General features: G+C 68.8%; 14 protein-coding genes. 9 read left to right on the plus strand and 5 right to left on the minus strand.

Features of this window, described 5'->3' with window-relative positions; all coding sequences use genetic code 11:
• Positions 1 to 64: 64 nt before the first annotated feature.
• The 3 genes from AB0D29_RS23100 to AB0D29_RS23110 form a co-directional block, all read right to left on the minus strand.
• On the minus strand, positions 65 to 460 hold the full coding sequence (locus tag AB0D29_RS23100) for a hypothetical protein (RefSeq protein ID WP_362856681.1): 396 nt from the start codon (positions 458 to 460) through the stop codon (positions 65 to 67).
• A gap of 157 nt (positions 461 to 617) precedes the next feature.
• The gene (locus AB0D29_RS23105; protein WP_362856682.1) at positions 618 to 935 is read right to left on the minus strand and encodes a hypothetical protein; all 318 of its coding nucleotides are present in this window, start codon (positions 933 to 935) and stop codon (positions 618 to 620) included.
• Positions 936 to 1,180: 245 nt separating this feature from the next.
• Positions 1,181 to 2,710, minus strand: coding sequence for a UDP-N-acetylglucosamine 1-carboxyvinyltransferase (locus AB0D29_RS23110; protein WP_362856684.1), 1,530 nt, complete (start codon positions 2,708 to 2,710; stop codon positions 1,181 to 1,183).
• A 586-nt stretch (positions 2,711 to 3,296) separates the two neighbouring features.
• On the opposite strand from AB0D29_RS23110, the gene acnA reads away from it, so the two are divergent.
• The 4 genes from acnA to AB0D29_RS23130 all read left to right on the plus strand — a co-directional run bounded on the left by acnA (position 3,297) and on the right by AB0D29_RS23130 (position 9,658).
• Positions 3,297 to 6,011 (plus strand): aconitate hydratase AcnA, encoded by a 2,715-nt coding sequence (acnA, locus tag AB0D29_RS23115; RefSeq protein ID WP_362856685.1) that lies wholly within the window; start codon positions 3,297 to 3,299, stop codon positions 6,009 to 6,011.
• Between the two features lie 289 nt (positions 6,012 to 6,300).
• Positions 6,301 to 7,731: an N-acetylglucosamine/diacetylchitobiose ABC transporter substrate-binding protein gene (gene ngcE, locus AB0D29_RS23120; RefSeq protein WP_362856687.1), complete on the plus strand. Its 1,431-nt coding sequence runs from the start codon at positions 6,301 to 6,303 to the stop codon at positions 7,729 to 7,731.
• A gap of 42 nt (positions 7,732 to 7,773) precedes the next feature.
• Positions 7,774 to 8,718 carry a sugar ABC transporter permease gene (locus AB0D29_RS23125; RefSeq protein WP_362856689.1) on the plus strand — a complete coding sequence of 315 codons (945 nt, stop codon included), beginning with the start codon at positions 7,774 to 7,776 and terminating at the stop codon, positions 8,716 to 8,718.
• Positions 8,719 to 8,731: 13 nt separating this feature from the next.
• Positions 8,732 to 9,658: a carbohydrate ABC transporter permease gene (locus tag AB0D29_RS23130; protein ID WP_362856691.1), complete on the plus strand. Its 927-nt coding sequence runs from the start codon at positions 8,732 to 8,734 to the stop codon at positions 9,656 to 9,658.
• Position 9,659: 1 nt separating this feature from the next.
• Here AB0D29_RS23130 and AB0D29_RS23135 read toward each other — a convergent pair whose 3' ends face one another.
• A complete protein-coding gene (locus tag AB0D29_RS23135) occupies positions 9,660 to 10,370 on the minus strand; it encodes an MgtC/SapB family protein (protein ID WP_362856693.1) in 711 nt (236 codons plus the stop codon).
• Between the two features lie 15 nt (positions 10,371 to 10,385).
• On the minus strand, positions 10,386 to 13,112 hold the full coding sequence (gene mgtA / locus AB0D29_RS23140) for a magnesium-translocating P-type ATPase (protein ID WP_362856694.1): 2,727 nt from the start codon (positions 13,110 to 13,112) through the stop codon (positions 10,386 to 10,388).
• 625 nt (positions 13,113 to 13,737) lie between these two features.
• Between mgtA and AB0D29_RS23145 the strand changes: the two genes are divergently transcribed.
• The 5 genes from AB0D29_RS23145 to dxs all read left to right on the plus strand — a co-directional run bounded on the left by AB0D29_RS23145 (position 13,738) and on the right by dxs (position 20,635).
• A complete protein-coding gene (locus AB0D29_RS23145; protein WP_362799588.1) occupies positions 13,738 to 14,952 on the plus strand; it encodes an ROK family transcriptional regulator in 1,215 nt (404 codons plus the stop codon).
• A 117-nt stretch (positions 14,953 to 15,069) separates the two neighbouring features.
• On the plus strand, positions 15,070 to 16,185 hold the full coding sequence (locus AB0D29_RS23150; protein WP_362856695.1) for a substrate-binding domain-containing protein: 1,116 nt from the start codon (positions 15,070 to 15,072) through the stop codon (positions 16,183 to 16,185).
• A gap of 163 nt (positions 16,186 to 16,348) precedes the next feature.
• Complete coding sequence (locus AB0D29_RS23155; protein ID WP_215144586.1) at positions 16,349 to 17,137, plus strand: ATP-binding cassette domain-containing protein; 789 nt, start codon at positions 16,349 to 16,351, stop codon at positions 17,135 to 17,137.
• A gap of 26 nt (positions 17,138 to 17,163) precedes the next feature.
• On the plus strand, positions 17,164 to 18,456 hold the full coding sequence (locus AB0D29_RS23160) for a sugar ABC transporter permease (protein WP_362856802.1): 1,293 nt from the start codon (positions 17,164 to 17,166) through the stop codon (positions 18,454 to 18,456).
• A gap of 262 nt (positions 18,457 to 18,718) precedes the next feature.
• Positions 18,719 to 20,635, plus strand: coding sequence for a 1-deoxy-D-xylulose-5-phosphate synthase (gene dxs, locus AB0D29_RS23165; RefSeq protein WP_362856696.1), 1,917 nt, complete (start codon positions 18,719 to 18,721; stop codon positions 20,633 to 20,635).
• Positions 20,636 to 20,738: the final 103 nt, after the last annotated feature.

Raw genomic sequence — 20,738 nt, forward strand, 5'->3', positions numbered from 1 at the left:
CGCTACGTGGAGTTCCGTGGATATGGGGAACCTCACCGCAGTGGAGGCCCGTCGTGTCGTGCGGTCAGGCGTTGATGTAGCCGGTGAGCAGCTGCTGGTTGGTGCTGAAGACTGGGGTGTCGGCCTCGAACCACCTGGTGTGGACGGGGCCGTCGGTGATGATGTCGCCCTCGACCGCGCGGCCCCGGGGGCCGTCCGCGGTGCGGCGCAGGTCGGACGTGAGGCCGGTGAGCTTGATGATCAGGCGGACCTTTCCGGCGGCGCAGAACAGAGCGTAGTCGCAGGCTTCGACCTTCTTGGGGTCGAGGGGCCAGATGCCGCGGCCGTTGTCGTAGATGTGCTGGGGAGTCTGGCCTTCTTCCCAGCCGATGGAGGTGCGGCCCAGTCCGTCGTGGGGCCGGTCCTCGGCCGCCAGCTCCCTGACTCCGTTGCCGAGCTTGATGACGAGGTAGGTGTCCATGGGCGTGGTCCTTTTCCGGTGGTGTCAGTGGGGGTTGGGCCGGCCGCGACGGCCACTGCCGGTATCCGGCTGGGGCTCGGGGTGGGTGTCGGGCTGGGGTCCGGGGCGCCGCAGCAGTTAGGGCCCGGGGTCTTCGGTGGGCTCATGTGGTCCTCGTTCAGCGGGTGCTGTGGCTGCCGGTGCGGGACGTGGGTGCTTCGGCGGGTCCGTCGCAGGCGTTGCCGATGGCGCCGAGGATGAGGACGATGACGACGAGGCAACCGCATCCGAGGGCCTTGGCGTTCTCTTCCTGCCGCTTGGCCTCTTTCCGGGCCTGCTTGACGGCGGCGTACCCGACGAGCCCCAGCGCGGCGGCGCCTACGATCGCCTCGCCGACGGTCAGACCGTCGGGGGTGTCGGACGGCTCGATGCCGTCGCCGGGTTCGGGGTTCTTGGCGAGGTCGCCGGTCATGTTGAACGGGTCGTCAGATGTCACGGCCGGGACAGTAGCTTCCGCAGGTCAAAGACGGCAGGGGCGTCCCAGGAGTCGGACGCCACCGCGTATTCCGGGCGGGACCACAGGAGACCTCGTGTCGGCTGTGACCCCGCACTTTTATGGACAACGGTGCAGGAAACGACTGAGGCCCCGGCAACCCCTTTGAAGGGGTTCCGGGGCCTCATCATGGCCGCATTGGGGGGTGGCGCCCCCAACACCTGCTTCGCGGCCTTGTGTTCGGCTTCCTAGATGTCGCGGAAGATTTCGATCTGGGCGCCTACCGAGTTGAGGCGCTCGGCGAGTTCCTCGTAGCCGCGGTTGATCACGTACACGTTGCGCAGGACCGAGGTGCCCTCCGCGGCCATCATCGCGAGGAGGACGACCACCGCCGGGCGGAGGGCCGGCGGGCACATCATTTCCGCGGCGCGCCAGCGGGTGGGGCCCTCCACCAGGACGCGGTGGGGATCCAGGAGTTGGAGGCGCCCGCCGAGGCGGTTGAGGTCGGTCAGGTAGATGGCGCGGTTGTCGTACACCCAGTCGTGGATCAGGGTCTGGCCCTGCGCGACGGCGGCGATGGCCGCGAAGAACGGGACGTTGTCGATGTTCAGCCCGGGGAACGGCATCGGGTGGATCTTGTCGATCGGGGCTTCGAGCTTGGACGGGCGGACGGTGAGGTCCACCAGGCGGGTGCGGCCGTTGTCCGCGACGTACTCCGCCGAGCGGTCGTGGTCGAGGCCCATCTCCTCCAGTACCGCGAGCTCGATCTCCATGAACTCGATCGGCACCCGGCGGATCGTCAGCTCCGACTCCGTGACGACCGCCGCGGCGAGCAGGCTCATCGCCTCGACCGGGTCCTCGGAGGGGGAGTAGTCCACGTCCACGTCGATGTTCGGGACGCCGTGGACGGTGAGGGTGGTGGTGCCGACGCCCTCGACCTTGACGCCCAGCGCCTCCAGGAAGAAGCAGAGGTCCTGGACCATGTAGTTGGACGAGGCGTTGCGGATGACGGTGACGCCGTCGTGCCGGGCGGCGGCCAGCAGCGCGTTCTCGGTGACCGTGTCCCCGCGCTCGGTCAGGACGATCGGGCGGTCGGGGGAGACCCCGGCCTCGACCTTCGCGTGGTAGATGCCCTCGGTCGCGGTGATGTCCAGGCCGAAGCGGCGCAGGGCGATCATGTGCGGCTCGATGGTGCGGGTGCCGAGGTCGCAGCCGCCGGCGTACGGGAGGCGGAAGCTGTCCATCCGGTGCAGCAGCGGGCCCAGGAACATGATGATGCTCCGGGTCCGGCGCGCCGCGTCCGCGTCCATGGCCTCCAGGTCGAGGCGGGCCGGCGGGATCAGCTCCAGGTCCACGCCGTCGTTGATCCAGCGGGTGCGGACGCCGATGGAGTTGAGCACCTCCAGGAGGCGGTAGACCTCCTCGATGCGGGCCACCCGCCTCAGCACCGTACGGCCCTTGTTGAGGAGCGAGCCGCAGAGCAGGGCGACGCACGCGTTCTTGCTCGTCTTGACGTCGATGGCGCCCGACAGCCGGCGGCCGCCGACCACTCGCAGGTGCATCGGGCCGGCGTAGCCCAGGGAGACGATCTCGCTGTCGAGCGCTTCGCCGATGCGGGCGATCATCTCAAGGCTGATGTTCTGGTTGCCGCGCTCGATCCGGTTCACGGCACTCTGGCTGGTGCCGAGTGCTTCGGCGAGCTGACTCTGTGTCCAGCCCCGGTGTTGACGGGCGTCACGGATGAGCTTGCCGATGCGTACGAGGTAGTCGTCTGCCATGAGGGGCACGTTATCTCAGATATGAGATGACTCCCGCGCCGGGTATGCCAGATGGGTGTGTCGGATGGGCGATTTGGGTGTTATTGACCGTCAGATCCCATAGTCGCTCCGCATGCGCGTGATGCCTCGACGGTCCGGCCGGGCAGACGGGTGAGTGAGTGGTCATCGTCATCGTCATCGTCGCCGTCGCCGTCGCCGTCGCCGTCGCCGTCGCAGTGGCCGCCGCTGCCGCTCCCGTGAGGGAGGGGTGGGGTCACCGGCTCGTTCCGGTCACGTCGAGGGGCTGCCCCCGGCGGCCCGCCCGCCGGGGCCCGGGGCGCCGCCGCGGCAGCCCGAAGCGCCCCGTCCGCACCCCGCCCGCGGCGGGGTCGGCGGCAGGTCGGGACCGGGTCGCGGGTGCGCGCCTCGTCCCCGGACCCGGACATGTACTAGAGTTATCTCGACATCGAGATATCTGCCGAAGGCGTACCGCAGCCGCCCCCGCTGGTAAGGGTTACCTAACTTAGCCCTACCTTAGCGGATTGGCCAAGGGGCGTGGCGGCAGGATGCGGTTATACGCGCGAATTCATGCATGAAGGAGACTGTCGTGTCGGCGAACAGCTTCGACGCCCGCAGCACGCTGCAGGTGGGCGACGAGTCGTACGAGATCTTCAAGCTGGACAAGGTCGAGGGCTCCGCCCGCCTTCCCTACAGCCTGAAGGTCCTGCTGGAGAACCTGCTCCGTACCGAGGACGGCGCGAACATCACCGCCGACCACATCCGGTCGCTCGGGAACTGGGACTCGCAGGCCCAGCCCAGCGAGGAGATCCAGTTCACGCCGGCTCGCGTGATCATGCAGGACTTCACCGGCGTCCCCTGCGTGGTGGACCTCGCCACCATGCGTGAGGCCGTGAAGGCCCTCGGCGGCGACCCGGCGAAGATCAACCCGCTCTCGCCCGCCGAGATGGTCATCGACCACTCCGTCATCGCCGACAAGTTCGGCACCAAGGACGCGTTCGCGCAGAACGTCGAGCTGGAGTACGGCCGCAACAAGGAGCGCTACCAGTTCCTGCGCTGGGGCCAGACCGCCTTCGACGACTTCAAGGTCGTCCCCCCGGGCACCGGCATCGTCCACCAGGTCAACATCGAGCACCTGGCCCGCACCGTCATGGTCCGTAACGGCCAGGCGTACCCCGACACCCTCGTCGGCACCGACTCGCACACCACCATGGTCAACGGCCTGGGCGTGCTGGGCTGGGGCGTCGGCGGCATCGAGGCCGAGGCCGCGATGCTCGGCCAGCCGGTCTCCATGCTGATCCCGCGCGTCGTGGGCTTCAAGCTGACCGGCGAGCTGCCCACCGGCACCACCGCCACCGACCTGGTGCTCACCATCACCGAGATGCTGCGCAAGCACGGCGTCGTCGGCAAGTTCGTCGAGTTCTACGGTGAGGGCGTCGCCGCCACCTCCCTCGCGAACCGCGCCACCATCGGCAACATGTCGCCGGAGTTCGGCTCCACCGCCGCGATCTTCCCGATCGACGGCGAGACCCTGAAGTACCTGCGCCTGACCGGCCGCGACGCCCAGCAGGTCGCGCTCGTCGAGGCGTACGCCAAGGAGCAGGGCCTGTGGCTGGACCCGGCCGCCGAGCCCGACTTCTCCGAGAAGCTGGAGCTCGACCTCTCCACGGTCGTCCCCTCCATCGCCGGCCCGAAGCGCCCGCAGGACCGCATCGTCCTCGCCAACGCCGCGCAGCAGTTCGCGCAGGACGTGCGCAACTACGTCGAGGACGACGACGAGGCGGGCAAGGAGTCCTTCCCGGCCTCCGACGCCCCGGCCGCCACCAACGGCGTGCCGACCCGCCCGACCCTGGTCACCCTGGCCGACGGCTCCTCCTTCGAGATCGACCACGGCGCCGTCACCGTCGCCGCGATCACCTCCTGCACCAACACCTCGAACCCCTACGTCATGGTCGCCGCGGCGCTCGTGGCCAAGAAGGCGGTCGAGAAGGGCCTGTCCCGCAAGCCGTGGGTCAAGACCACCCTGGCCCCGGGCTCGAAGGTCGTCACCGACTACTTCGACAAGGCCGGCCTGACCCCGTACCTCGACAAGATGGGCTTCAACCTCGTCGGGTACGGCTGCACCACCTGCATCGGCAACTCCGGTCCGCTGGACGAGGAGATCTCGAAGGCGATCAACGAGCACGACCTCGCGGTCACCTCGGTGCTCTCCGGCAACCGCAACTTCGAGGGCCGGATCAACCCCGACGTCAAGATGAACTACCTGGCCTCCCCGCCGCTGGTCGTCGCGTACGCCATCGCGGGCTCCATGAAGGTGGACATCACCAAGGACGCCATCGGCACCGACACCGAGGGCAAGCCGGTCTTCCTCGCGGACATCTGGCCCTCCGAGGCCGAGGTCAACGACGTCGTGGCGAACGCCATCGGCGAGGACATGTTCAGCAAGTCCTACCAGGACGTCTTCGCGGGCGACGCCCAGTGGCAGGCGCTGTCCATCCCCACCGGCAACACCTTCGAGTGGGACCCGCAGTCCACCTACGTCCGCAAGCCCCCTTACTTCGAGGGCATGACGATGGAGACCACCCCGGTCTCCGACATCGCCGGCGCCCGCGTGCTGGCGAAGCTGGGCGACTCGGTCACCACCGACCACATCTCCCCGGCCGGTGCGATCAAGGCCGACACCCCGGCCGGCAAGTACCTCACCGAGCACGGCGTCGAGCGCCGCGACTTCAACTCGTACGGTTCCCGCCGCGGCAACCACGAGGTCATGATCCGCGGTACCTTCGCCAACATCCGCCTGCGCAACCAGATCGCGCCGGGCACCGAGGGCGGCTTCACCCGCGACTTCACCGTCGACGGCGCGCCGGTCGCGTTCATCTACGACGCCTCGCAGAACTACCAGGCCGCCGGCATCCCGCTGGTCATCCTGGCGGGCAAGGAGTACGGCTCCGGCTCCTCCCGCGACTGGGCCGCCAAGGGCACCGCGCTGCTCGGCGTCAAGGCCGTCATCGCCGAGTCCTACGAGCGCATCCACCGCTCCAACCTGATCGGCATGGGCGTCCTGCCCCTGCAGTTCCCGGAGGGCGCCACCGCCGCCTCCCTGGGCCTCACCGGCGAGGAGACCTTCGCCTTCACCGGTGTGGAGGAGCTGAACAACGGCACCACCCCGCGCACCGTCAAGGTCACCACCGACACCGGCGTGGAGTTCGACGCGGTCGTCCGCATCGACACGCCGGGTGAGGCGGACTACTACCGCAACGGCGGCATCATGCAGTACGTGCTCCGGAACCTCATCCGAGGCTGAGCACCGTAGCGGCACCAAAGGGCCGTATCCCCGTTAAGGGGGTACGGCCCTTCCGCCTTTTCCGGCCGGGGCCAGGTTTCGGGGAGGTCTCAACTCGGAAAAGCTGACAGGTAACCGTGTGCATGATCTTGCTCACACGAGCGGAAGTGGACTATACCTGTGCCCGTCCGGATCGCTGCGGCACTGAGCGGCACCGGACCGGGGGATGGCGGGGACCTGCGGTGATGTCCGCATGCGCGGTGCCGTCGTGATTTCCGGCCTCCTTCACACTTCTGACGAAGGCGAGGACATGAGCATGGGATCCACTGGTGAGGGCCTCGGCCGCCGTGACCTGATCAAGCGCTCCGCAGCGCTGGGACTGATCTCGGTGCCCACGATGAGCTTCCTGTCCGCCTGCGCCTCCGGCGGTGAGGGCACGACGAAGGGGCCGGACAAGGCGGCGGTGACCAAGGAGAACCCCTTCGGCGTCGCCAAGGGCGGCAAGCTCGACGTCGTCGTCTTCAAGGGCGGGTTCGGTGACGACTACGCGAAGGCCTGGGAGGCCGCCTTCGACAAGAAGTGGGGCACCACCAGCTCCCACCTCGGCACCCAGGAGATCACCGGCAAGCTCCAGACGCGCTTCAACGGCGGGAACCCGCCGGACGTCGTCGACGACTCCGGCGCCCAGAAGATCAAGCTCGACGTGCTCTTCAAGAGCAACCAGCTCGCCGACCTCACCCCGGTGCTCGACGCGCCCTCGCTCGACGACCCGAGCAAGAAGGTCCGCGACCTGCTGATCGCCGGCACCATCGAACAGGGCACGCAGGGCGGCAAGTTCGTCTCCCTGAACTACGTCTACACCGTCTTCGGCTTCTGGTACTCCGGCAAGCTCTTCAAGGACAAGGGCTGGACGCCGCCCAAGACCTGGGACGAGTTCCTCGCGGTCTGCGCGAAGGCCAAGGAGGCCGGCATCGGCGGACTCGCCCACCAGGGCAAGTTCCCGTACTACATCAACGTCGTCATCATGGACCTGATCGCCAAGAAGGGCGGTCTGGACGCCATGAAGGCGATCGACAACCTGGAGCCGAACGCCTTCGAGGGCAGCGCGGCCGCCCTCGCCGCCGTCGAGGCGGTCTACGAGGTGGTCGAGAAGGACCTGCTGCTCCCGGGCACCAACGGCCTCACCCACACCGAGTCCCAGACCGCGTGGAACCAGTACAAGGCGGCCTTCATCCCCTCCGGCTCCTGGCTGGAGAACGAGCAGCTCAAGCAGACGCCCGACGACTTCGACATGCAGTTCCTGCCGGTCCCGCTGCTGGCCGACAGCAAGCTGCCCTTCGAGGCCATCCGGGCCGGCGCCGGCGAGCCCTTCATCGTTCCGGAGAAGGCGGCCAACAAGGCCGGCGGTCTGGAGTTCATCCGTTCGATGCTCTCCCGCGAGTGGTCGACGATCTTCGCCCAGCAGGCCAACTCGCTCACCGTGGTCAAGGACGGCGTGGACCCGGGCGTCAAGCTGCGGCCGGGCACCCAGTCCGCGGTGACCGCCCTCAAGGCGGCGGGGACGAACACCTTCAACTACCTTTACCCCGACTGGTACAGCGAGATGGACACGGCCATCCAGGACGCGTCCAATGAGCTGATGGCCAAGCGGATTCAGCCGAAGGAGTGGATCAAGCGGGCTCAGGCTGCGGTAAACAAGGCGGCGCAGGACCCGAACGCCAAGAACAACCGTCGCAGCTGATCGCACGCCCCACCGGTCACCGGCACACCAGGGACGGACACCATGAGCCAAGTAGCCCAGGGCAGAGGACGGAGCGGCTTCATCGCCGGCTTCCTCCTCGCACCCCTCGCGCTGTACCTGACCTTCGTCATCTGGCCGTACGTACAGACGTTCGGCTACTCCTTCACCAACTGGACGGGCCAGTCGCCGACCTTCGACTTCGTCGGGGTGGACAACTACACGGCCCTGGCGAAGGACGAGGTCTTCCGCAGCGCCCTGTGGCACAACCTGCTGCTCCTGGTGTTCGTCCCGGTGGTCACCATCCTGCTCGCCCTCTTCTTCGCCTTCATGGTGAACGCGGGCGGGCGGGGCGGGGCCGGCGGGGTGCAGGGCGTGCGGGGATCGGGCTTCTACAAGATCGTCTACTTCTTCCCGCAGGTGCTCTCCCTCGCCATCCTCGCGGTGCTCTTCGGGGCCGTGTACCGCACCGACGAGGGCGGCCTGCTCAACGGCGTCCTCATCAAGCTCGGCCTGGTCGACCGGCTGCACCCCATCGAATGGCTCAACGAGCCGAGGCTCGTCCTCTGGTGCCTGCTCCTCGTGGTCGTCTGGCACGGGGTCGGCTTCTACCTCGTACTCTTCTCGGCCGCCATGCAGTCCGTCCCCAAGGACATCTACGAGGCCGCCCTGCTCGACGGGGCCGGGCGCGCCCAGACCTTCTTCAAGGTCACGCTGCCCCTGCTGTGGGACTCCGTACAGACCTCCGCGGTCTACCTGGGCATCGCCGCGATGGACATGTTCGTCCTCGTGTCGACCATGACCTCGGGCCAGTTCGGCGGCGGCCCCGACCACCACAGCGAGGTCATGGCCACGGTGCTGATGAGGAACTTCCTCTACTTCGGCAAGAGCGGCTACGCCTGCGCCATGGGCGTGGTCATGCTCGTCCTCACCATGATCCTTTCCGTCATCACGCTGCGCGCCACCCGCCGCGAGCGCATCGAGTTCTGAGCGGGAGACCCTCATGACCACAGTGATCAAGGCTCCGGGCGAAAAGGCAGCGGAGCGGTCCGGGGGAGCCGGCCCGAGCGGGGAACGGGGCGCGAAGGGCTCCGAGGGCATGGTCCTCAACGTCTTCTCCCACGGCTTCCTCGCCGTCTGGGCCATACTGATCGTCCTGCCCCTGATCTGGCTGGCGCTCGGCTCCTTCAAGACCGACGCGCAGATCGGCGGCTCGGCCCTCAGCTGGCCCTCCAACTGGAACGTCGACGCCTTCGGCCGGGCCTGGGACAAGGGCATCGGCGACTACTTCGCCAACACGCTGATCGTGATGGTGTTCTCGGTCCCGCTGACGATGCTGCTCGGCTCGATGGCGGCGTACGTCCTGGCCCGCTACCCCTTCCCGGGGAACCGCTTCATCTACTACTTCTTCGTCAGCGGGGCGATGTTCCCCGTCTTCCTCGCGCTGGTCCCGCTGTTCTTCATGGTCAAGCGCTTCGACATGCTGAACACGTACCAGGGTCTGATCCTCGTGTACGTCGCCTACTCGATGCCGTTCACCGTCTTCTTCATGCACTCGTTCTTCCGCACGCTGCCGACGGCGGTGCACGAGGCGGCGGTGATCGACGGGGCCTCCGACACCCGGATCTTCTTCCAGGTGATGGTGCCGATGGCCAAGCCCGGCCTGATCAGCGTCGGGATATTCAACATCCTGGGCCAGTGGAACCAGTACATCCTGCCCTCCGTGCTGATGCAGCCCCAGACGGGATCGGACCCCGAGCGCTACCTGCTCACCCAGGGCCTGATCCAGCTCCAGCAACAGCAGGGGTACGAGACCGACCTGCCGGTGCTGTTCGCCGGCGTGACGATCGCGATGATCCCGATGCTGGTGGTCTACCTCTCCTTCCAGCGCCAGATCCAGGCCGGCCTGACCTCCGCCACCCTGAAGTAGGTCACGCGGGGACCACCGACCAGCCGACCGCCGAGACCGAGGGGTCGAGCGAGAGGTTGCTGACCGCCTCCTCCAGCGCCCGGGCCCCCTCGCCCTCGGCGGTCAGCAGCGCGGACACGGTCACCTTGCCGGGGTCAGGCCCGTCCGCACTGCGGATCTCCCGGAGCTGGTACCCCGGCCGGGCGAGCGCGTCGGCCAGCCGGTGCCGGATGTGGGCCTCTTCCGTCTCCAGGCACACCGCCTCGAAGTGGTAGTCGGTGGCCACCTCGGCCCCGCCGCGCGGCTCGCGGTCCAGGCGCCGGCCCAGCGGGCGCAGCAGGAGGTTCGCCCCCACCACGCCCACCGTGCCGAAGGCGGCCAGGACGAACATCCCGGCGCCCGCCAGGCAGCCCACGGCCGCCGAGCACCACAGGGTGGCGGCCGTGTTCAGGCCCCGAACGCTCAGGCCGTCGCGCATGATCACGCCGGCGCCGAGGAAGCCGATCCCGGACACGATCTGGGCCGCCACCCGTGAGCCGTCGTACTGGACCTCGGAGACCTCGCCGATGAACCCGTACTGCGACAGCAGGACGAACAGCGCGGCGCCGCCGGCCACGAGGGCGTTGGTCCGCAGCCCCGCCATCCGGGCCCGCCACTGCCGCTCCACTCCGATCGCGGCCCCGAACCCGAGCGCCGCGGCCATGTGCCCAGCCATGATCCACTCGCTGGTCATCGGCTCGTCCCCCTCTCAGAGCCAGGTGTTGAACCTGCGGATGTACCAGGTCTTCACGAGCTGGGTGAGCGTGCAGTACGCGAGCAGTACGCCGATCAGCCACGGGAAGTAGCTCGCCGGCAGGGCCACGAAGCCGAGCGTGGGGGCCAGCGGGGAGAAGGGCAGCCAGAGCCCGGTCAGCACCGCGAGGACCGTCGTCACCATCACCGGCCAGGAGGCGCGGGACTGGATGAAGGGGATCTTCCGGGTACGGATCATGTGGACGATCAGGGTCTGCGAGAGCAGGCCCTCGATGAACCAGCCGGACTGGAAGAGGGACTGGCTCGCCTCGTTGTCGGCCCCGAAGACGTGCCACATGATCAGGAACATCGAGATGTCGAAGACCGAGCTGACCGGGCCGATGGTGATCATGAACCGGCCGATGCCCTTGGCGTCCCAGTTCCGGGGCTTGCGCAGGTACTCCTCGTCCATCCGGTCCCACGGGGTCGCCAGCTGCGAGATGTCGTAGACCAGGTTCTGGACCAGCAGCATGATCGCGAGCATCGGCTGGAAGGGGATGAAGGCGCTGGCCACCAGCACCGAGAAGACATTGCCGAAGTTCGACGACGCCGTCATCTTGATGTACTTGATCGTGTTGCCGAAGGTGGTGCGGCCCTGGACGACGCCCTGCTCCAGGACGGTCAGGTCCTTCTCCAGCAGGATGATGTCCGCCGACTCCTTGGCGATGTCGACGGCGGTGTCCACCGAGATGCCGACATCGGCGTCGCGCAGCGCGGCGGCGTCGTTGATGCCGTCGCCGAGGAAGCCGACCGTGTGGCCGTCGGCCTGCAGCGCCCGGACGATCCGGGCCTTCTGGACCGGGTTCACCTTGGCGAAGACCGTCGTACGGGCGGCCAGCGCGCGCAGTTCCGCCTCGTCGAGGCCGTCGATCTCGCTGCCGAGCACCACGTGCCCGACCTCGATGCCGACGTCGGCGCAGACCCGGGCGGCGACGAGGTCGTTGTCGCCGGTGACCACCTTGACGCAGACGCCCTTGTCGGCCAGGCCCTGCAGGGCGCGCCCGGCGTCGGCCTTCGGCGGGTCGAGGAACGCGAGGAAGCCGACCAGGGTCAGCCGGTCCTCGTCGGCGACGGTGTACGTGTCGCGCGGAGTGCCGATGGTGCGGGTGGCGACGGCGAGGACGCGCAGGCCCCGGCGGTTGTTGTCCTCGGCGATCCGGGTGACGTGCCACCGCAGCTGCTCGGTCAGCTCGACCTCCGCGCCGCGGTCGGTCATGTGCGTGCAGAGGTCGAGGACCTCCTCGACGGCACCCTTGGTGATCATGACGTGCTCGGCGCGGCCGGAGTCGCCCACCATGCTGTTCCGGTTGAGGATCACCGACATCCGGCGCCGGGCGAAGTCGAAGGGGATCTCGTCGACCATCGAGAACCGTGCGTCGACGACAACCTCCTCGGCCTCGTTGACGCGGTCGATGACCGCCTGGTCCATGAGGTTGCGCAGGCCCGTCTGGAAGTGCGCGTTGAGGTAGCCGTACTCCAGGACCTCGTTGTCCTCGTTGCCGTGCACGTCCAGGTAGCGGTCCAGGACGATCCGGTCCTCGGTGAGGGTGCCGGTCTTGTCCGTGCAGAGCACGTCCATCGCGCCCAGGTTCTGGATCGCGTTGAGCCGCTTGACGACCACCTTGCGCTTGGACATGGCGACCGCGCCGCGGGCCAGGTTGGCGGAGACGACCATCGGCAGCATCTCGGGGGTCAGGCCGACGGCGACGGCGATGCCGAAGAGGAAGGCCTCGTCCCAGTCGCCCTTGGTGAAGCCGTTGATCATGAAGACGACAGGGACCATCACCAGCATGAAGCGGATCAGCAGGAAGCTGACCTTGCGCACGCCGGTGTCGAAGTTGGTCTGCGGGCGCTCGCCCACCAGTGAGCCGGCCATCGAGCCGAAGTAGGTGTCGGCGCCGGTGGCGACGACGACGCCGGTAGCGGTGCCGGAGGTGACCGAGGTCCCCATCAGCACCAGGTTGTCGGCCTCGACCGGGTCGGTGGCCGGCTGCCGGCCGAGGTCCTCGCCGCGGGTGCCCGTGTCGGCCTTGGCGACGGGCAGGGACTCGCCGGAGAGGGCGGCCTGGCTGACCATCAGGTCCTTCGAGCTGATCAGCCGCAGGTCGGCCGGGGCCAGGTCGCCGGCGGCCAGCTTGACCACGTCGCCCGGGACCACCCGGTCCATGGGCACCTCGAAGGTGGTGGGACCGGAGCCGCTGCCGGCCCGGCGCTGCACCGCGCAGGTGGTGGTGACGAGCTGCTTCAGCGCGTCGGCGGCGCGGCCCGAGCGGTACTCCTGCCAGAAGCGCAGCAGCCCGCTGATCCCCACCATCGCGGAGAGGATGACGACACCCGGGTCCGCGGGGTCCTGCCAGTACATGACCGCGGCCAGGAAGACCAGGACGGCGATGAAGGGGTTCCAGAAGGCCTTCGCCAGCTGGACGTACCAGCGCGGGGCGCGCTCCTGGGCGACGACGTTGGGGCCGTGGCGCTCCAGGCGCAGCGCGGCCTCGGCGTGGGTGAGGCCGTTGCGCGAGGCGTCCACGGACTGCAGGACCCGGACGACGGGGCGGGCGCTCGTCTCGGCGAGGCGCTCGCCGACGAGCCGGGTGCGGGACTCCAGCTCGGCGCTCTTGCGCTCGCGGCGGGACCGGCCCGGCGGTGCGAGCTTGGCCGGGGTACGGGGGGTGAGCATGGTCATGACGAATACCTCCCTCCACGGCGCCCGGGCAGCGCGAAGCCGCACGGTCACGTGGAGTGATCATGGGTCGGCGCGGAGCGGCCGGGAGGGCCGCGGGGCGCGCCGGTGGGCATGGTGGGAGTGGTCCCGGACGCGCCTTCGCCATGGCTGGGGGAGGAGCCCGGGAGCAGCGTGCCCGACGGAGCTGCCGGGGCACGCGGAAGGAAGAGAATGGAAAGAAACGCGACCACGCACGGGACAGCGGCGAACCGCGGCCGTGCGCACTCGGTAGGAGTCAGCTGATCAACAGGTCAGCCGATGGGAGCGCGGCAAGGACTTCGATCGGGACTCATCCCGAACACCTCCTCGCGTAGCGCTGTCATGACGGGCGCCCGATCCGGCCGGAAAGGCCGCAGAGGACCGGCGCCTCAGCGACCGTAGCACGATCTAGGGGGCCGGTTCTCTCCCCCTTTCGGTCAGTACGGCCGTTTCGTGCCGTGTCAGCCTCTTGACGTGTGGAAGCGCAAAGGCTCGACTTAAGGTTCACAAGTTGGAGAGACGCCGGGGTCTCGGAGCGTGAAACCGCGATGTGTCCCGGCCGGGGGGCGACGGCTTGCCGTCGCTTATGGGCAGGAGTGGATGAGTCGTGCAGACTCCCGGATCGCAGTCCTCGCTGCATCGCGCGAATCTCGAACGGGTCGTGCGGGCGGTTCGGCTCGCGGGATCGCTGACCCAGGCGGAGATCGCCCGCACCACCGGACTGTCGGCGGCCACGGTCTCCAACATCGTCCGGGAACTGAAGGACGGCGGGACCGTCGAGGTCACCGACACCTCGGCGGGGGGCCGGCGCGCGCGCAGCGTCTCGCTCAGCGGTGACGCGGGGATCGTCATCGGCGTCGACTTCGGCCACACCCACCTGCGGGTGGCGGTGGGGAACCTCGCCCATCAGGTACTGGCCGAGGAGTCCGAGCCGCTGGACGTCGACGCCTCCTGGGCGGACGGCTTCAACCGGGCGGAGGCCCTGGTGGGCCGGCTGATCGCGGACATCGGGGTCGGGCTGGAGAAGGTCATCGGCGTCGGTCTCGGCGTGCCCGGCCCGATCGACGTGGAGTCCGGGACCCTGGGCTCGACCGCGATCCTGCCGGGCTGGGCGGGCATCAACCCCCGCCAGGAGCTCTCGCAGCGCCTCGGCGTGCCCGTGTACGTGGACAACGACGCGAACCTCGGCGCCCTCGGTGAGCTCGTTTGGGGGAGCGGGCGGGGAGTGAAGGACCTGGCGTACATCAAGGTGGCCAGCGGCGTCGGCGCGGGCCTCGTCATCAACGGCCAGATCTACCGCGGGCCGGGGGGCACCGCGGGCGAGATCGGGCACATCACGCTGGACGAATCGGGCCCGGTCTGCCGCTGCGGCAACCGCGGATGCCTGGAGACCTTCACCGCCGCCCGGTACGTCCTGCCGCTGCTCCAGGGCACGCACGGACCGGAGTTGACGATGGAGCGGGTGGTCGAACTGGCCCGGGACGGGGACCCGGGCTGCCGCCGCGTGATCACGGACGTGGGCCGCCACATCGGCAGCGGCGTGGCCAGTCTGTGCAACCTCCTGAACCCCAGCCGCGTGGTGCTGGGCGGCTCGCTCGCGGAGGCCGGTGAACTCGTCCTGGCCCCCATCCGTGAATCAGTGGGGAGGTACGCGATTCCCAGCGCGGCGCGGCAACTGTCGGTGCTGACCGGGTCCCTGGGCGGGCGGGCCGAGGTGCTGGGCGCGCTGGCGCTCGTACTCAGCGAGATGGGCGATTCGACGCTTTTGTCAGATCATGGAAGTGGAGTGCGAGCTCCCGCCGTCTTGCCTTCAGGTAGATAACGGATGGCACCGTTGTCATCTCGTTAAGGATTCACTCCTTGACGGCAAAACGCGGCCGGGGTTGACTCACATCCACCTCGGCCGCAGTGCTGCGGCCTCGTCAGGGAGGTTCAAGTAATGAACACGCGTATGCGCAGAGCCGCCGTAGCTGTTGCCGCCGGTGCCATGGCCGTTTCGCTCGCCGCTTGCGGCAGTGCGAAGGAGGCCGGCGACACGACGAAGGAGTCCTCCGGCGCTGCCAAGGGCGACGCGATCAAGGTCGGTCTGCTCCTGCCGGAGAACCAGACCGCGCGTTACGAGAAGTTCGACAAGCCGCTCATCGAGAAGAAGGTCGCCGAGCTCACCGGCGGCAAGGGCAAGGTCGTCTACGCCAACGCCAAGCAGGACGCGACCACGCAGAACTCCCAGGTCGACACGATGATCACCAACAAGGTGGACGTCCTGATCGTCGACGCGGTGGACTCCAAGGCCATCGCCGGCTCGGTCAAGAAGGCGAAGGACGCCGGCATCCCGGTCATCGCCTACGACCGTCTGGCCGAGGGCCCGATCGACGCGTACACCTCCTTCGACAACGAAGAGGTCGGCAAGGTCCAGGGCAAGGCGCTCCTGGAGGCGCTGGGCGACAAGGCCAAGGACGGCCAGATCGTCATGATGAACGGCTCGGTCACCGACCCGAACGCCAAGCTCTTCAAGTCCGGTGCGCACTCCGTCCTCGACGGCAAGGTGAACGTCGGCAAGGAGTACGACACCGTCGAGTGGAAGCCGGAGAACGCCAACACCAACATGGCGGCCGCGCTGTCCGCGCTCGGCAAGGACAAGGTCATCGGCGTCTACTCCGCCAACGACGGCATGGCGGGCGGCATCATCACCGCCCTCAAGGCCGCCGGCGTCTCCCCCCTGCCGCCGGTCACCGGCCAGGACGCCGAACTCGCCGGTGTGCAGCGCATCGTCGCGGGCGAGCAGTTCATGAGCGTCTACAAGCCGTACGCCCCCGAGGCCGAGGCCGCCGCGAAGATGGCCGTCGCCCTCGCCAAGGGCGAGAAGCTCGACGGAGTCACCACCTCCACCGTCGACAGCCCGACCACCAAGGGCGTCGCCTCCGTGCTGATCCCGGTCGTCTCGCTGACCAAGGGCAACATCAACGACACGGTCGTCAAGGACGGCGTCTACTCGGTCGCCGAGATCTGCACCGACAAGTACGCGGCGGCCTGCGCCGCGGCCGGCCTGAAGTAGCGGCCCCCGTCGCCTCCTCGCGAGGCGGCCCCCGTGCCTGACCGGCGCCCCGCCCACTCATCCCCGCCACGCGGCGGGGCGCCGGGCAGAAACGATCCTCCCCCCCATTCGCCCCGCTCCTGCTCTTTTGCACGACATCCCCGCCGGTCAGGCGGCGAAGGAGATGGTTCATGTGTCCGCTGCGCCCGTGCTGGCGTTGCGAGGGGTCTCGAAGCGGTTCGGCGCCGTTCAGGCCCTGACCGACGTAGAACTCGAGATCCACTCCGGTGAAGTGGTCGCCCTCGTCGGCGACAACGGTGCCGGAAAGTCCACGCTGGTCAAGACGATCGCCGGCGTGCATCCCATCGATGAAGGTGTCATCGAGTGGGAGGGCCGTCCGGTCTCCATCGGCAAGCCCCATGACGCCCAGAACCTGGGCATCGCGACGGTCTACCAGGACCTGGCGCTGTGCGACAACATCGATGTCGTCGGCAACCTCTTCCTCGGCCGCGAACTCAAGCGCCGCGGGGTCCTCGACGAGGTGGAGATGGAGCGTCGCGCCCGCGAGCTCCTGACCACCCTGTCCATCCGGATCCCCAGTGTCCGTATCCCCATCGCCTCGCTCTCCGGCGGTCAGCGCCAGACCGTGGCGATCGCCCGCTCCATGCTGGGCGAGCCCCAGCTCGTCATCCTCGACGAGCCCACCGCCGCGCTCGGCGTCGAGCAGACCGCACAGGTGCTCGACCTGGTGGAGCGGCTGCGCGAGCGCGGCCACGCCGTCATCCTCATCAGCCACAACATGGCCGATGTGAAGGCCGTCGCCGACAAGGTGGCGGTCCTGCGGCTCGGCCGCAACAACGGTGTCTTCAACGTCGCCGACACCTCGCAGGAAGAGATCATCTCCGCCATCACCGGTGCCACGGACAACGCCGTGACCCGCCGGGCGGCCCGCACCTCGGAGGCCGGCAAGTGAGTACCCAGAACCCCGCCACCGATCCACTGGGCAAGGGCGGCCCCGCCGGCTCGCAGGAGTACATCGACCCGGTCAACCCGGCGGCGGCCCAGGACGCGATCCCGGCCGTGGACCCCCGCCTCCTCGTCAGGGAGCAGGGCCTCGCCGGGTACGTGGGCGAGTTCAAGCGCAAGATGAAGGCCGGCGACCTGGGCTCCATCCCGGTCGTCATCGGTCTGATCGTCATCTGGTCCATCTTCCAGGGGCTGAACTCGAACTTCCTCTCCCCGGAGAACCTCACCAACATCGCGATCACGATGACCGCGACCGGCATGATCGCCATCGGCATCATCTTCGTGCTGCTGCTCGGCGAGATCGACCTCTCGGTCGGTTCCGTCAGCGGAGTCTCGGGCGCGATCGTCGCCGTCCTCGCCGTCACGCACGGCGTGAACGAGTGGCTGGCGATCCTGGCGGCCGTGGCCGGCGGCGCCGTGATCGGCTCCATCCACGGCTTCTTCTTCGCCAGGATCGGCGCCCCGGCCTTCGCCGTCACCCTGTCGGGCCTGCTGTTCTGGCTGGGCGCGATGCTGCAGATCCTCGGCAGCAACGGCACGATCAACATCGACTCCGACGGCGTGGTCGGTCAGCTGACCACGTACTTCTTCTCGGACGTGGCCGTCGCCTACGGGCTGGCCGCGCTCGCGGTGGCCGGCTACTTCCTCGCGGCCTTCTTCGACGCGAAGCGCCGCGACGCCGCCGGGATGCCCTCCCGGCCGCTCGCCGAGATCCTGCTGCGCACCGGCATGCTCGCGGTGTTCACCTTCGGCCCCGCCGTGGTGTTCAACCAGTACAAGGGCCTGCCGCTCGCGGTGGTGCTCTTCCTGCTGGCGCTGGTCGTCACGGACTTCGTGCTCCGTCGCACGACCTTCGGGCGAAACGTTTTCGCACTGGGCGGCAGCGTCGAGGCCTCCCGCCGCGCGGGCATCAACGTCACCCGGATCCGGATCACGGTCTTCGCGATCTCCGGCACCTTCGCCGCCATCGGCGGTCTGTTCTGGGCCTCCAAGATCGCGGCGGCCAACCAGAGCGCCGGCGCCGGCGACCTGCTGATGAACGTGATCGCGGCGGCCGTCATCGGCGGCACCAGCCTCTTCGGCGGCCGGGGCCGGACCTGGAACGCCCTCCTCGGCGTCATGGTCATCATCTCGATCCAGTACGGTCTGGCACTGGAAGGCATCGCGACGCCGATCCAGTACATGATCACCGGTGCGGTGCTGCTGACCACCGTGGTGATCGACTCGGTCTCGCGCAAGACCCAGAAGACGGCCGGACGCGCCTGACGGCGCGGCCGACTGCCCGCCGGAGCGGCATCCGGCGGTAAGACCGGTCACAGTGCCCGGCGCCACTTCACGTGGCGCCGGGCATCCGTGCGTACATCCGCGGGTACTCCTGTGCGGGTATACGCCCGTATGTGATGTGTGGCCGCGCGGTGGTGCGTACATGTATGACAAAGGTGTGACTCCGCCGGGACGGCCCGATGACCGCGTCCCGCAGCGGAACATTAGACTCGACAGACCAGCAAGCAACTGCAAGGAGGCACGGGTGCTGCTGACCCGCATCAAGGGACCGCGCGATCTGGACCGGCTCAGCCAGGAGGAGCTCGACCAGCTCGCCGCAGAGATCAGGTCCTTCCTCGTCGACGCCGTCTCCAAGACCGGCGGGCACCTCGGCCCCAACCTCGGCGTGGTCGAACTGACGATCGCCCTGCACCGGGTCTTCGAATCGCCCAAGGACAAGGTCCTCTTCGACACCGGCCACCAGGCCTACGTCCACAAGCTGCTCACGGGCCGCCAGGACTTCGGCAACCTGCGCTCCAAGGGCGGCCTGTCCGGCTACCCCTCGCGCGCCGAGTCCGACCACGACGTGATCGAGAACTCGCACGCCTCCACCGTGCTGGGCTGGGCCGACGGCCTCGCCAAGGCCAACGAGGTGCTCGGCCGCGAGGACCACCACGTCGCCGCCGTCATCGGCGACGGCGCGCTGACCGGCGGCATGGCCTGGGAGGCGCTGAACAACATCGCCGCCGCCAAGGACCGCCCGCTGGTCATCGTCGTCAACGACAACGAGCGCTCGTACGGCCCCACCATCGGCGGCCTCGCCAACCACCTGGCCACCCTGCGCACCACGGACGGCTACGAGCGCTTCCTGGCCCGCGGCAAGGAGATCCTGGAGCGCACCCCGGTCGTCGGGAAGCCGCTCTTCGAGACCCTGCACGGCGCCAAGAAGGGCCTCAAGGACTTCATCGCCCCGCAGGGCATGTTCGAGGACCTGGGCCTGAAGTACATCGGCCCCATCGACGGCCACGACATCGAGGCCCTGGAGTCCGCCCTGCAGCGCGCCAAGCGCTTCAGCGGCCCGGTCATCGTGCACTGCCTCACCCAGAAGGGCCGGGGCTACGAGCCGGCCGTCCAGGACGAGGCGGACCGTTTCCACGCCGTCGGCGTGATCCACCCGGACACCGGCCTGCCGGTGTCCACCGACGCCGCCAGCTGGACCTCCGTCTTCGCCGACGAGATGGTCAAGCTCGGCAAGGAGCGCAAGGACATCGTCGGCATCACCGCCGCCATGCTCCAGCCGGTCGGCCTGAAGAAGTTCGCGGACGCCTTCCCGGACCGGATCTACGACGTCGGCATCGCCGAGCAGCACGGCGCCACCTCGGCGGCGGGCCTCGCCACCGGCGGCGCCCACCCGGTCTTCGCGGTGTACGCCACCTTCCTCAACCGCGCCTTCGACCAGGTCCTGATGGACGTGGCCCTGCACAAGTGCGGGGTCACCTTCGTCCTGGACCGGGCCGGGGTCACCGGCACCGACGGCGCCTCCCACAACGGCATGTGGGACATGTCGATCATGCAGGTCGTGCCCGGTCTGCGCCTGGCCGCCCCGCGTGACGCCGAGCAGCTGCGCGCCCAGCTGCGCGAGGCCGTCGAGGTCAAGGACGCGCCCACCGTCGTCCGTTACTCCAAGGGCGTCGTCGGCCCGGCCGTCCCGGCCGTCGGCAAGGTCGGCGGCATGGACGTGCTGCGCGCCCCCGGCGCCGACGTCACCCGACCGGACGTACTGATCGTCTCGGTCGGCGCGCTCGCCCCGATGTGCCTGGAGATCGCCGGCCTGCTCGACAAGCAGGGCATCACCTCGACCGTGGTCGACCCGCGCTGGGTCAAGCCCGTGGACGAGGCGCTGGCCCCGCTGGCCGACCGCCACCGCGTGGTCGTCACCGTCGAGGACAACGGCCGTACCGGTGGCGTGGGCTCCGCCGTCTCGCAGGCCCTGCGGGACGCGGGCGTCGACGTACCGCTGCGCGACTTCGGCATCCCGCAGCGCTTCCTCGACCACGCCTCCCGCAAGGAGGTCATGGCCGAGATCGGGCTGACCGCTCCGGACATCGCACGGCAGGTCACGGGCCTGGTGGCCAAGCTGGACGGGCGCTACGACAGCGAGCCGGCCGCCGCCGTCGACTAGGACGGGTACCAGCCACTAGATCGCCGCGCGGTTGCACGTCACGGGCCGGGAGATCACCCTTGAAGGGGTGGGCCTCCCGGCCCGTTCGTGTGCGTCGTCACCT

Source organism: Streptomyces sp. NPDC048424 (assembly GCF_040651555.1).
Taxonomy (GTDB): Bacteria; Actinomycetota; Actinomycetes; order Streptomycetales; family Streptomycetaceae; genus Streptomyces.